The organism is Robbsia andropogonis, from assembly GCF_000970345.1.
GTDB classification, from domain to species: Bacteria; Pseudomonadota; Gammaproteobacteria; order Burkholderiales; family Burkholderiaceae; genus Robbsia; species Robbsia andropogonis.
On record NZ_LAQU01000005.1, the window covers coordinates 264,216 to 277,750 of the forward strand.

Consider the following 13,535-nt stretch of genomic DNA (forward strand, 5'->3'; position numbering starts at 1 on the left):
GGAACCGCGAGGATGGCGCTATCAACCCGTCCTTGGGGCGTCGCGGGGAAAGCGGCTGCGTACCGCCGACATGCTTGCCGCTTCATTGACCGAGGGTGCACATCGCTTAAAAGGAGAAAGGACGTGGAGAAAATCGGGGTCATCGGCCTGGGGAACATGGGGCGCGGCATGGCGCTGTCACTGGTGAAGGGCGGTTATATCGTCCTGGGCTTCGATGTTGCCGGTGTCTCGCCCGGTCTGCGCGAGCAGGGCGTGCAGGAATGCGCGACGATCGCCGAGATCGCGGGCCAAGCCGATGTGCTTATCCTGTCGTTGCCGACATCGGACATCGTCGAAAAGGTGGTGCTGGGAGAGGACGGCGTGGCCGCGTCCGGCAAACGCGGCGCAATCGTCGTCGATACGACCACGGCCGATCCGAACAGCACGAAACGGGTGGCTGCCGTGTTGGCGGCGGCCGGTATCGGGTTTGTCGACGCTCCGGTCAGTGGCGGCCCGAAAGGCGCGGCAATGGCGACCATGATCATGGTACTCGGCGGGAGCCCTGAGCACGTAGCGGCGGTGGAGCCGGTCCTTGCGACGATCAGTGCGAAGCGAAACCATGTGGGGCCGGTGGGCGCGGGACACGTGACCAAACTGTTGAACAATCTGTTGACCGGCGCGCATCTGCTGGTTGCAAGCGAAGCGGTACGTGCCGCCGCGGCGCTCGATATCGACCCGACGAAGCTCATCGATGCGCTGAATGGTGGATCGGGCAGGAACAGTGCGACGCTGACGAATTATCCGACATGGATTTTTCCTGAAACGTTCGATTCCGGCTTTACGATGAAGCTGATGCGCAAGGACATGCGGCTGGCGATGGCGCTGCTCCAGAGTATCGACGCAACCGCGCCGATAGCGCGTGAGGCGGGGCGTCTTTGGGAGGCCAGCGAAGCGTCGATCGGCGATGGCGAGGATTTCAATCGCATCGTTCAATACATCGATCCGCAGTCGTAATCAACGTCGCGATGCATTTTCTAGACGGGCCGCTTCCGGCCTCATGTCTGATTTCGGAAGGGGGCGGGTGAGTGACGCGCAACCTTGCACGTCGATGCACTTTCCCCGCCTCGCGTTTTACTGGACCGATTTTCTTTATCTGAACAGCAGGAAACCATCATGGCAGACACCGCCGCAACGCAATTGCTTGCCGCCTTCACGCAGTTTTTCCCAAACGCCAGGACCATTGGTTCCTATGTCGATGGTGCGTTGATTGAAGGCGCGGGCGACGTAGTGCAACTTCATGACGCCGCTACCGGCGCACAGAGTCTCGGTTACCGCGACGGTGGGGCGGCCATCGTCGCGCAGGCAGCCGACGCCGCGGCGCGTGCGCAGACGCAGTGGTGGTCATTGACGCACGCCGCGCGCGGACGCGTGATGTTCGACATTGCCCGTGAGCTACGCCTACATGTCGAGGCGATGGCGCGTCTGGAATCACTGGGCTCGGGCAAGCCGATTCGCGATTGTCGGGGCGAGGTGGCCAAGGTCGCCGAAATGTTCGAATACTACGGCGGCTGGACAGACAAGTTCTATGGCGAAGTGATTCCCGTTCCCACATCGCATCTTAACTACACACGCCGAGAGCCGGCCGGTGTCGTGCTGCAGATCACGCCATGGAATGCGCCGGTCTTTACCTGCGGCTGGCAGGTCGCACCCGCTATTGCAATGGGCAATGCGGTCTTGTTGAAGCCGTCGGAGCTCACGCCGTTCACGTCACTGGTGCTTGCCATGCTCGCGGAAAAGGCGGGCGCGCCAAAAGGCTTGATCAACGTGCTTGCCGGTTTTGGTCACACCGTGGCGCAAGCGGCTATTGCGCACAAGACGGTCAAGAAGGTCGTTTTTGTCGGGTCTCCGACCACGGGTATCCAGATCGCAAAAGCCGCGGCTGAACGCGTTTTGCCGTGCGTGCTGGAATTGGGCGGCAAATCCGCGAACATCATTTTCGCCGATGCCGATTTGAAACGCGCCGCTTTGACCGCGCAGGCCGCGATCTTCGCGGGCGCCGGACAGAGTTGCGTCGCGGGCTCGCGGCTATTGGTGCAACGCAATGTCTACGATCAGTTTGTCGATCTGGTGGCGGGTGGGGCGCGGAAGATCAAAGTGGGGGCACCTTTGGACGATGCCACGGAAGTCGGCCCGATCAACAACCGGAAACAATACGACCACGTCATGAATATGATTGCGTCGGGGGTAGCCGACGGCGCAACGTTGGTCACCGGCTCCGCCGAACGGCGTGACGGCGGCTATTTTGTCTTGCCAACGGTCCTGGCGAATGTCACGAATGATATGGCGATTGCCCGCACGGAAGTGTTCGGGCCGGTCGTGGCAGCCATTCCATTCGATACCGAGGAAGAGGCGATCACGATGGCAAACGATACCGCATTCGGACTGGCTGGCGCGGTGTGGACCAATGATATCGGACGTGGTCATCGCGTCGCTGCACAAGTCAATGCCGGCACATTTTGGATCAACGGTTATAAGACGATCAACGTGGCCTCACCGTTTGGCGGCTATGGTTTGAGTGGTTACGGTCGGTCCAGTGGCGTGGAGGCGTTGTACGAGTACACCCAGACAAAGAGCGTCTGGGTTGAGACCGCCGCGGCACCGGCGACTGGTTTTGGTTATTTGTAAATCCAGATACCGCTTCCCCTACGACGCTCGGCCCTTCGGATTGTCCCGACGGCCGGGCGTTGCCGTTTATTATGACGCGAAGCCTCGCCGTGGCTAGCGTCGGATAGAATGGTGCGGTAAAGGGAGCGCGTTGCGCTGCCGCACCATCCATTTGCATCAGATAGAGCGAACGTAATGAAGCTTTTGGCTGAAATTCTTGCCCAGGCGGACGCTTTGCAGCGTATTCGCCATGACATTCACGCGCATCCGGAAGTGGGCTATGAGGTGCATCGCACCGCCGATCTGGTTGCCGCGCAATTGCAGTCGTATGGTATTGACGTCACCCGGGGCGTTGGTCGTACCGGGGTGGTGGGTACATTGAAACGCGGGACCGGGACCAAGTCGATCGGATTGCGTGCCGATATGGATGCGTTGCCGATGCAGGAAGTCAACACGTTTGCGCATCGATCAACGCAGGCCAATGCCATGCATGCCTGCGGCCACGATGGTCATACGACGATGTTGCTTGGCGCCGCGCAATATCTGGCTGCGCATGGTGATTTCGACGGGACCGTGCATTTCTTTTTCCAGCCAGCGGAAGAGGCCGGGGCGGGTGCCCAGGCGATGATCGATGACGGCCTGTTCGCCCGGTTTCCCGTGGAAGCCGTGTTTGGCGTGCATAACTGGCCCGGTATTCCCGCCGGGCATTTTGGCGTGCGTCCGGGACCGATCATGGCGTCCACCAGTTCTTTTCATATCGCATTGAAAGGAGCAGGATGCCATGCGGCCATGCCGCATATGGGACGCGACCCGGTCTTCGCGACGGCGCAATTGGTCAGCGCGTTGCAAGGTGTCGTGTCGCGAAACAAGAACCCGATTGAGTCGGCGGCACTGTCGGTGACGCAAATGCACACTGGGGAGGTCAATAACGTCGTTCCGACCGATGCCTGGGTAGGCGGCACCGTGCGTACCTTTTCCGATGCCATGCTGGATATGATCGAACGCCGCGTGCGCTTGATCGCGCAAAACGTGGCGGCAGCATTCGAATGCGAGGTCGATATCCGCTTCGACCGCGAGTATCCGCCTACGATCAACGATGCGGCGCAGACGGCTTTCGCCGTGGAGGCGATGCGGGCGGTGGTAGGGGCGGATGCGGTGAACGCGGACATCGCTCCGACGATGGCGGCCGAGGATTTTTCGTTCATGCTGCGGGCAAAGCCCGGCTGCTACGCTTTCCTCGGCAACGGCTCGGGCGACCATCGCGATGCGGGTCACGGCGGCGGTCCCTGCCTGCTGCATAACGCCAGTTATGACTTCAATGACGCACTATTGCCGGTAGGGGCGAGCTACTTCGTGACGTTGGTGGAGCGTTATCTGAAATGATCGTAAGGCGGTGGCGGTTTGAGACGATAAAAGCCATCGCACCCACCGCCGGCTCGGCTCATGCGGTGCCGCGCAGGTGGCGGCATGCAAGCGCATTACCCGTGATGGAAGAACTGCGCAATGGCTGTCGCACCAAGGAAAGTGCCGCCGTTCGCAACCAGTGACACCAGCACGATGCGCCACCCCAGGCGACGGAAAGCCGGTACGTCTTTTGCCACTGACAATCCTGCGAAGGTCAACATCGCCGGTACCGCGGCCAGGAAGTTGATCTTGCCGGTGAGTGCCGCCACCGTCGCGGAGTATGGACACCACGGGGACGTGAGATACATGGCGATGATCGACACCACGCAGACGGCCGGAATCTTATGGCGCGTGGCGACCGTGAGGTAATGCCCGACTGCCACGCTAAGCAAAATAATCAAGGCGCCAGGCAAGGCATCGACGATTGGCGTCTTGTACAGGATCTGGTTACCGATCAGTGTCAGCATGGATATCGCAAGCCACGACACCCATCGCGAGGATGCGCTGAGTGTTCCGCTCTCGTCGTTCGCTTGGGTCTCCGTGTCAACATGGGTTTCCTGCGCATCAGCGCGCGCCGCCGCGGCTGCGCCGGCACGTGTACGCCGGCCTAATACAGGTTCAAAGACACGATAGGCCCATACGGCGAGAGGCAGTGAAATAAACAGCGTGAAGTAGGTCCCGATCGTCGTGGTGATCAGGTTGCTGGCCGCCGCGAACGTCGCCACTTGCTTGGCGACCTCCGGTGTCTGCAATGCGGCAATCGCGCCGGCTGCTGCTGCCATCAAGCTCCCCGAGCCGACACCCGCGCCCATTGCCAGGGCGATTGGATTGAAAATATGCAGGCTGGCAATGAAACCGGCGAAGATCGCGATAAAGACGGCGCCGAAGATTGTGCCGGTAAGGTATTCCGCCAGGACACCTCGTCCTTCGGGGGAATCCATGCCGTAGCGTTCGCCGATAATCGCCAGGCTGGGCTCACGCCCGACTGAAAACGTTGCGCCAATGGCTTCCCGCTTGATGCCTAGCAGAAGCGCAAGCGGCATGCCGAGCAGGATGGTACCCACGAAGTGCCCGAATTCCTGAAACGCCAGCGACCAGCCTGCTTTGGCGATGGCTGGCAAGGACCCGCCCACCAGCAGGCCGAGCTTGGCGATGAAGATCAGCAGCCCCGCCTGGAGAATGGCCGATGCCTTGAATTGCATCGCGCGCTCGAGACGAAAGACAGGTGGCAAATGCCGTGCCGCGAGACCCAGGGCGGCACCCATCAGGATGGCCCAGACCATTGGCAGCAATACTACTTGGCCAGGTCCGACGTTAAAGGTGACGGCTCCGATCAGACATGCCACGACAACAATGGCGAGTGCGAACAAATACAGCTTCGCATAGCCTCCTAGATCGACACGATCGGGAAAACTGGAAAAGGCTTTTGTACTCATGGTCTCCACGTGCGGGCTGACATTGGCTATGGGTTGTTTTCTGCCAAGGCATGCAGAACAGGCGTGCTAAGGTCGGCAGGCGCGGATACCGTGTGACGCATCGGAAAACGAGGCACCACGCAATGCGCGACATCGCAGTGTCGGATGGTCAAAAAATGCCGGACCCCGCAACCAATTTAATTCGTGTTCGAGAAATTAGAACACTGTATATGAAACGGCGGTAAGCGTGACATCGCTTCGCCGTAGCCCCCGCCGCAAAACCATCGCCCGTGTGCGAAAGCGCGTGACGATTGGTTGAATGACGTGCCTGATATCGCGCCGCTCCGCGCCGGCGAGCGGGGGCGTAATGGCAACGGACGCTTGGTGTGAAGACCCGGTTACTCCGCCAGATGGTTTGTTTTCACGCACTGCATGGACGTATAGTCCAGATCGGAACCCGTGGGGGTGAAAGCCGCCGTCTGTTGCAGGATCGCGGCGTAGTGTCCGGGACCCATCTCGGAAAATTCCTGTGCCATTGACTCATCGGCGAGTGTCTTTCCGATCATGCGCTGCATGCCGATCTGAACGCCCGTAAAGTATCGCTGGTAGATCTTCGGGTATTTCTTCTCGAACAGGACGCGATGATGCGCATTGATGAAGAAGCGCTGATGATTCGACGCGATGTCCTCATGCACTTCCCGGCGTGCTCGCCCCGTGATAAAGCGCGCCGTCATGTTGGTATGGCCGGTTTTAATGCCCCCCACTTTCGCGCCTTGAATGAGCTTGTCGTATTCCCACAGTTGCGCATGCACATTCAACTTCGTTAGTGCACGGATTGTTTCACTGATCTTTGTACCGTGCTGGGTGAGAAACTGGTAGCACAAGTGAAAAGTAAGTTTGCCGCTGGCCGTTTGGAATTTTGCCGTGTCTGAATGCAATCCCGGCAAGGGGAGAATGGCATAGCGTGTATCCTCGCTGATAATCAATGACGTCTCCGTATTTCTGGTCAATGTCATCGGCGTAAAGCCTTTGCGATTCTCGTGAACGGACAAGGTCGCAACGTAGTTCTTAACATTCGCCCCGATATGTCTGGCTTCCGGTTCCCTGTCATGCCCCTCTCCTGCAACCGGATCGACAGCAAAGATATTGATGGGTATGTGTTTTAGCCTTGGATCGAGGTTCATGAAATAGGCAATGCGGATGCACGTTACACCACCGCGACTCCAACCCATGAGATTGATTGCTTCCGGAAGGGTATTGCGGGCCGACATGACCTTCAGGAGGCTCAGGATGGATGCCACATTCTCGTCGGCCCCAATGCCGCTGATCTGCAATGATTGGTTGCGGGGCATCAGCTTTCTGGCGAGCCAGGGCGTACCCGCCGATTTCAGATAGTCATCGACGCGTGCCTTCCCCGCGGCGACCTTGTGCTGCATGAGGTTCAAACGTGATTCGCCCGTGGCGTTGTCGACCGTGATCTGCGATGTCCACAACTGCCTGTCGGGACTACCGACCGCGCCGACCCCCTCGGTGACAACCCAGTCGACGAATTCGCTGCCCATACTGCGCGCGGCGTTGCCGAAGATGTTGACGATTTCGCCCGCTTGAGCGTCTTTGGACGAGGCACCCCCGGTGCCATGATTGTAAATGGTCAGGATGGTCATGCTCTGGTTCCGTCGTTTGGACTTTTGCAGGTCCGACGTGCCAGTCTATCGCCGTAAATCTAGAATGATTGACAGTACATTTCAATTTTTCTCAAAATGAGGCGGCCATTACGAGGCGACCTTGTTGCAAGACCATGATGCGATCGCATAACGCACGCAGCGCCGCGACATCGTGCGAAATGCACAACACCGTCAGGCCGTACGACCGCACGAGCCGATGCATCAGTTTCAGGATGCGCGCGCGCGTGAGAGCATCCAGCGCGGCTGTGGGTTCGTCGAGTACCAGAAGTTCAGGCCGACGAGCCAATGTCCGCGCCAACGCCACGCGGGCAGCTTCTCCTCCTGATAGCTGGTGAGGACGTCGGTGACGGAGGGTCGGCGACAGGCCGACCTCGCGTAGCGCTGTGTCGATGTCGAAGGCAGGGGCGATATGCCGTATGCCGGACGATAGATGCGCCGCTGTAGAAAGGATATCTCCGACGCTGCGCAATGGATCGAGGCTGGCGCATGCGTCCTGATGGACGTATTGCACCGCATGCCGCCACGGCGCCCTGGCAGCGCCCGAGGGTCGGCCGGCGCACAGATCAATGTCGTTCCAGAGCACATGGCCGCTGTCTTGCGTCAACAGGCGAGCCACGATACGTCCCAACGTTGTCTTGCCGCTGCCGGATGGTCCGGTGAGGCCGACAATTTCGCCCCGATGCATCGTCAGATCGACGGCGTCGAGTACTTGCGCGCGTGGTTGAAACCATCTTCCGGCATAGCCTTTCCTGATTGCTCGCAGTTGAAGCGATGGCGTGCTCTGATCCGTCTTGCCATGTAGCGAGGCTGGCACGACGTCGCCGTTGCATGTCTCGTCGTCGACGTTCACTGGTCGCCGCGTAAATGCCGCCAATCGATGCGCGGCCCATAAAGCTCGCGTGTAGCGGTGACGCGTCGGCGTACCGATGTCGGCGGCACGGAGGATGTCGACGCCGCGTCCCGCGCGCATGACCACAATGCGGTCGCACTGGTCGACGGCCAACGACAGGTCATGCGTGATCAGCAAGACGGCGGCATGACGTGCGCGCGCGACGTCATTGATCAAGGACATCACGCGTTGTTGATTGGCGGCGTCAAGGCCGGTGGTCGGTTCATCGGCAAGTAGCAGATGGGGCTGCCGCGCAAGCGCCAAGGCGATCAATACACGCTGGCACATGCCGCCCGACAGTTGCGCGGGATAGGCTCGCAGTACCCGATCGGCGTCATGCAGCCCGACCTCGTTCAATAAGGCAACAGCGGTTGCTCGACGTTGCGACGGGGTCGACCAACATTTGGCGGAAACACCCTCCGACGTACACGGAGCGTAGCGCAGTACGTCGTCTAATTGCTTCCCTATCCGACGAATGGGCTGCAAGGCGCCACGCGTATCTTGAAAAATCATTGCCGTACGCAATGGGCTGCGCGGCGCGGCTGTCATGATACTGCCGCCGCGCTGAACCACGCCGCGTGGCAGCAAGCCCGCGATGGCAAGTGCAGTCATCGTTTTTCCGGAGCCGCTGGCCCCTACCAACGCGACGCGTTCACCGCGTCGAATGGAAAGCGACAACGCGTCGACGATGCGTGTCGGACGATCCGATCTTCCCGATGGGGCAAGCGCGGTTTCCAGCGTCAACCGGTCAAGGCGAAGCAAGGTGTCCTGGCTCGGGTGATCGTCCGCGTGCGCACTCAAGGCTGCGCCCCCGGCACGAAACGCGCGCGCAACGCATGGCCTGCCTGATTGACGATCAGGACGGTCAGGAACAGCGCGAGCGCGGGAAAGGTCACGAGCCACCACTGCCCACCAATGAACGCACTGGCTCCATCCGCGATCAACGTGCCCCATTCTGCCGCCGGTGGACGCACGCCCATGCCGACGAACGACAAGCTGGCGCCGTTCAGCATGGCCCAGCCAATATTGGTGGTCGCATGGGCAATAAGGGATGGCAGGCTGTTCGGCAGCAGAATGCAAAAGAGGATGCGCACGGACGACCAGCCATCCAGGCGCGCCGCATCCACATACGGTAACGCGCGGCGCTGCGCGATCTCGGTACGGGTGAGACGTGCGAAGAACGGTATGTTGATGAGCGCAGTTGCCAGGACGACGCTGCCGGCACCATTGCCAAAAACCGCGGCCAACGTCAACGCCACCACAAACAACGGAAATGCCATGGCGACATCCACCACCCGTTGGAACAGCCGGTCGACCTTGCCGCCGCACCACGCCGACGCCGCGCCTAGCATGCCGCCGCACAGCGCCGACAATAGCACTGCGCTCAATGCCATCATCAGGTCGAGTCGTGTTGCCGCAACGACGCGGATAAGCAAGTCGCGCCCGATCTCGTCCGTGCCGAACCAGTGGTGCCGGGACGGCGGCTGCAGCGACGCCATGACATCCGCTTGATCCGCGTGCAGACCGGCAAAGCCCAAGACGGAGGGTCCCAGGCAGCCAATCATGGCAATGCATATCAGCCCGGCAAATGGCCTGCATGCGACAAAAAAATGTTGCCCGAGGGCCAGCCGCATGCTGCCCAAGGTCGTGGTGCTGCGCGTTGGTCGATTGGCCTGACTCATTGCTCGATCTCCGCGACGCGCGGATCGAGCACTGCCGTGAGGCAATCGATCAGCATATTCCACACGGCGAAGAGGATCGCGACCATCAATATGAAACCTTGCAATGCCGGATAATCGGATGCGGCAAGTGCATCCAGTGCATAGGTGCCGATACCCGGCCAGGTGAAAACCCGTTCCACCGCGATGTTTGCGGCAAGCAAATAGGAGGCAACCATGCCGAACGCGGTCACAATGGGTGCCGCCGCCTGTGCCAGTGTGTAGTCTCGCAACACCCGCCACGGGGGCAAATCAAGGCTGCGTGCCGTTCTCACCGGAGCACTGTCCAGCGCTTGTTGCATGGCCGAACAGGTCATGCGTGCCAGCGGCGCCATGCCGAACAGCGCCATGGTCGCGGCCGGCAGCAAAAGATGGCGGAATGCATCTCGCCATAGCACGCCATCGTGCGCGATCCAGGCGTCGATAAGGAAAAAGCCCGTATGGTAAGGTGGGGCGATTGCAAACGCGTCGATACGCCCGGATGGCTCGGGCGCCCATCCCAGGCGAAAGTAGAAGATATGGATCAGTAGAAGACCGATCACGAAACTCGGCAAGCCGATGCCGGCACTAGTGAGCCAACGGTAGAAAACGGCGACTGGGCCGGAACGACGGGACGCGGCGGCGATGCCGAGCGGAATGCCGATGATCGTGCTCAACAGGAGACCCACAAGGGTCAATTCGAGCGACGCCGGCAAGCGGTCACGCAGTTCTTGCAATACCGGCTCGCCGGTAGCATATGATCGCCCCCAGTCGCCCCGGCATAGCCCCAGCAGATAGCGGCCCAATTGCCTTGACACCGGCACATCCAGGCCTAACCGATGACGCAACGCGGCGAGCCCCTCCGCGTTGGCGGCTACGCCGCTCGCCAGATGTGCGACCGGGTCGCCGGGTAACAGTCGGGCCAGCAGGAACGTGCCAATAGCCGCCACCACGATGACGATGCCGGCGGACACCAGGCGCTTCAGGCCCCACCCCATTACGGACCGACACCGGCTGTCGCGCGCGAAAGCGCTCGGAGGTCGACTTGGGCATGGACGTAATATGTGAAACCGGTCAGGTCACGCCGTAACGCCACATCGAATGATGGCGTCCAGAGCGGGATCAATGGCACGTTACGCATCACCCGCGCCGCCGCCTTGCGCATCAATTGCTCGTATCGCGACTGTTCGGCGGGCGACGAAAGCCAACGTGCGGCATCGGTCAGCTGTTTCAAGCCGGCATCATCATACGACGAGAAATTCCAACGCCAATCGCCTTCGAAAAAGATGCGATAAAAGTAATCAGGCTCGTTGAACCACGCCGAAGACCAGTCAAGGAACAAGGGCAGTGTCTTGCGTGTCTCGCGCTCGGCCCACTGCGTACCGGGGACCTTCTCCAATTGCACCTGGATGCCGACGGCGCGCAGCGATTGCTGGATCAGCAGGGCCGCAGGCTCGGCGACGCTGACGTCGGCGCTGCTGTAACACAGGGTGGTATCGAAGCCGCTGGGCAGTCCGGCATCACGCAGCAGCATTCGCGCACGTGCGATCCGGGTATCGTACGGATAGGGCTGTGGAAAGGTCGCGAGCGGCGCTTCCGAATTATCGCTACCGATATCGAATGGCTTGGCGCCATACAGGCGCGCACCGTGACCTCGTGCAACGCCATCGAACATTGCCTGATAAGGCAGTGCATAGGCGATTGCCTGACGCACACGAACGTCGTCGAACGGTTTCGTGCGGGTATTGAACGACAGGAAACGAAACGCGTTGGTCACCGGGATCGACAGCGGGCGTACGCCGGGCAAGGTCGCTGCTGCATCGAAGTCGGTCGGACGTAATTGCAGCACGATGTCGGCGTCGCCCCGGGACAGCGCCGCCACACGATTGGATGCATCCGGAACGGCTTGCACGAGCGCCTGGCGCATGAAGGGCAGCGGCCCGTTGCGCCATGCGTCGAAGCGCGTGTAGGCAATGCGCTGGCCGGGCGTCCAGGAGGATACCTTGAATGCGCCACCACCTGCCCCTTGCGCGCGTAGCCAGTCACGGCCCCAGGGGTCGTCCTGTGTTGCGTGCGTCTGGATCGTGCCCGCATCCAGGATGGCGCCATAGGTCAGCGCCAGGTTCGGCAGCAGATAACGGTCTGCCCGTGGCAAATCGATGCGCAAGGTCATCGCATCTTCGACAACACACTGCGCCGGGTCCGTCATCGAACCGGTGGAAAGTTGCTGCTTCGATCCTGGCAACGCCAGCGCGCGATCCAATGACCACTTGACCGCGTGCGCATCTACCGGACGGCCGCTATGGAACGTCGCGCCATCGCGTAGACGGAAACGCCAGGACTTGCCGCCCTCCAGGGGGGTGAACGACTGCGCTGCGGCGCCCGCGAAATGCGTGTAGTCGTAACGATAGAACCCAGGTGTGCCGCTGACCGCCTTACGGTCGAATTGCACCAACGTGTCGTAGAGGTTCGAGAACGCGCCGATGGCTTCGTGATTGACGCCATCACCGTGCGGATCGAGACTATTGGGCGCGCCTTCACCAAGCACCCGGACGCTTTGCGCGCGCGTGACGCTATCGATATCCGCGGCATGCGCGGTTGAGAAGGGCGGTATGAACAGCAGCGGTAAGGCGCCCGCGCCGGCCGCGATGCCGGTGGCGGACGTGCTGTCGATCAGGAAACGGCGTCGATTCACCTTTCTCTCCTGGGAGTTGCATCCTGTCCCGCGGCGGGGTACCAGCGGGGGGTATATACCCATTGCCGGGTGCCGGGTGATCCGTTCGTAATGTATCGCGTGGTGGACGCGCCGATGATCACCATCGTACGCATGTCCACATCGTCGGCTCGCAGGCTTTCCAGCGTGTGATGCCGAATGCGCCCCCCGGGCCGCCCGATGTCGCGGCCGAGCACCACGGGTGTTTCCGGAGCGCGGATCGTACGCAGCAATGCCAGCGCGCGATCGAGTTGCCATGGCCGCGCGCGGGAGATCGGATTGTAAAGGGCGATGGCCATATCGGCCTCCGCGGCCATGCGAAGCCGGGTTTCGATGATTTCCCAAGGCTTCAAGTTATCTGAAAGGGACATCAGGCAGCAATCGTGTCCGAGTGGCGCGCCGGCCGCCGCGGCGGTCGCGAAGGCGGCCGTGATGCCCGGCACGATTTGCACACGCACGCGGCGCAGCGCGCTGTCTTCGGCGGCGGTGTCGAGGGCTTCCATGACCGCCGCTGCCATTGCGAAGACGCCCGGATCACCCGATGACACGATTGCCACGCGGTTTCCCGACGCGGCGAGTTGTAATGCATGTCGCGCACGTGCCATCTCCTCGCGGTTGTCGGTACCCTGGGGACGTTGCCACGGGGCGAAGGGGCCCGCCATATCGACGTATGTCGTGTAGCCGAGGATATCGTCGGCGTGTCTTAGTGCCTCGGATGCCATTGGCGCCAGCATTGCCTTATCTCCGGGGCCAAGACCGATGACAGACAAGATGCCCCGCGCGATGCCCAGGGTGTCAGGCGTCACCGGTACCGTGCGAATATCGAGTCCGATGCCGTCGGAGCCTGTGTCGAGGGATGCGTCGGTGTAGCGCACCGGTACCCCCATCGCGTCGGCAGTGTCGTCGATTCGATCGTCGCCCATCAATGCGCGTGGACACCGCAAGGCTCCTACCGCGGCGCGCGCAATATCGGCCTGTTGCAAGGTGACCTCGATGCGATCGGCCAGTGCGTCATCGACCACGCACACATTGACGACAACACCTCGCGGGTGAATCAGCAACGTGCCTGCGGGCGCACTACGCTCGTAT

General features: G+C 61.0%; 10 protein-coding genes. 3 read left to right on the plus strand and 7 right to left on the minus strand.

Features of this window, described 5'->3' with window-relative positions; all coding sequences use genetic code 11:
• The first annotated feature begins 123 nt into the window (after window positions 1-123).
• The 3 genes from WM40_RS07490 (at window position 124) to WM40_RS07500 (ending at window position 4,026) form a co-directional block, all read left to right on the plus strand.
• Window positions 124-993 carry an NAD(P)-dependent oxidoreductase gene (locus WM40_RS07490; protein WP_046152540.1) on the plus strand — a complete coding sequence of 290 codons (870 nt, stop codon included), beginning with the start codon at window positions 124-126 and terminating at the stop codon, window positions 991-993.
• A 159-nt stretch (window positions 994-1,152) separates the two neighbouring features.
• On the plus strand, window positions 1,153-2,664 hold the full coding sequence (locus WM40_RS07495; RefSeq protein ID WP_046152541.1) for an aldehyde dehydrogenase family protein: 1,512 nt from the start codon (window positions 1,153-1,155) through the stop codon (window positions 2,662-2,664).
• A 174-nt stretch (window positions 2,665-2,838) separates the two neighbouring features.
• Window positions 2,839-4,026: a M20 aminoacylase family protein gene (locus WM40_RS07500; protein WP_024904403.1), complete on the plus strand. Its 1,188-nt coding sequence runs from the start codon at window positions 2,839-2,841 to the stop codon at window positions 4,024-4,026.
• A 95-nt stretch (window positions 4,027-4,121) separates the two neighbouring features.
• Here the strand turns inward: WM40_RS07500 and WM40_RS07505 are convergent, their stop codons facing one another.
• From WM40_RS07505 to cobJ, 7 genes are all read right to left on the minus strand, one after another.
• A complete protein-coding gene (locus WM40_RS07505) occupies window positions 4,122-5,483 on the minus strand; it encodes a DUF3100 domain-containing protein (RefSeq protein ID WP_024904402.1) in 1,362 nt (453 codons plus the stop codon).
• A gap of 377 nt (window positions 5,484-5,860) precedes the next feature.
• Window positions 5,861-7,126, minus strand: coding sequence for a hypothetical protein (locus WM40_RS07510; RefSeq protein ID WP_046152542.1), 1,266 nt, complete (start codon window positions 7,124-7,126; stop codon window positions 5,861-5,863).
• Window positions 7,127-7,217: 91 nt separating this feature from the next.
• The gene (locus WM40_RS32250; protein ID WP_024904400.1) at window positions 7,218-8,837 is read right to left on the minus strand and encodes an ATP-binding cassette domain-containing protein; all 1,620 of its coding nucleotides are present in this window, start codon (window positions 8,835-8,837) and stop codon (window positions 7,218-7,220) included.
• Window positions 8,834-9,718 carry an ABC transporter permease gene (locus WM40_RS07520; RefSeq protein ID WP_052738220.1) on the minus strand — a complete coding sequence of 295 codons (885 nt, stop codon included), beginning with the start codon at window positions 9,716-9,718 and terminating at the stop codon, window positions 8,834-8,836. The genes WM40_RS32250 and WM40_RS07520 overlap by 4 nt, the downstream gene beginning before the upstream one ends.
• On the minus strand, window positions 9,715-10,731 hold the full coding sequence (locus tag WM40_RS07525) for an ABC transporter permease (RefSeq protein ID WP_046152543.1): 1,017 nt from the start codon (window positions 10,729-10,731) through the stop codon (window positions 9,715-9,717). The genes WM40_RS07520 and WM40_RS07525 overlap by 4 nt, the downstream gene beginning before the upstream one ends.
• Complete coding sequence (locus WM40_RS07530) at window positions 10,731-12,428, minus strand: ABC transporter substrate-binding protein (protein WP_024904397.1); 1,698 nt, start codon at window positions 12,426-12,428, stop codon at window positions 10,731-10,733. Before WM40_RS07530 ends, WM40_RS07525 begins: the two co-directional genes overlap by 1 nt.
• Window positions 12,425-13,535, minus strand: a 1,111-nt coding sequence (gene cobJ / locus WM40_RS07535) for a precorrin-3B C(17)-methyltransferase (RefSeq protein WP_046152544.1), incomplete at its 5' end; no start/stop codon positions are given. The genes cobJ and WM40_RS07530, both read right to left, overlap by 4 nt.

Coding starts and splice junctions, on each gene's coding strand:
- WM40_RS07495 (WP_046152541.1), top strand. CDS start 1,153: ATGGCAGACACCGCCGCAACGCAATTGCTTGCCGCCTTCACGCAGTTT.
- WM40_RS07500 (WP_024904403.1), top strand. CDS start 2,839: ATGAAGCTTTTGGCTGAAATTCTTGCCCAGGCGGACGCTTTGCAGCGT.
- WM40_RS07505 (WP_024904402.1), bottom strand. CDS start 5,483: ATGAGTACAAAAGCCTTTTCCAGTTTTCCCGATCGTGTCGATCTAGGA.
- WM40_RS07510 (WP_046152542.1), bottom strand. CDS start 7,126: ATGACCATCCTGACCATTTACAATCATGGCACCGGGGGTGCCTCGTCC.
- WM40_RS07520 (WP_052738220.1), bottom strand. CDS start 9,718: ATGAGTCAGGCCAATCGACCAACGCGCAGCACCACGACCTTGGGCAGC.
- WM40_RS07525 (WP_046152543.1), bottom strand. CDS start 10,731: ATGGGGTGGGGCCTGAAGCGCCTGGTGTCCGCCGGCATCGTCATCGTG.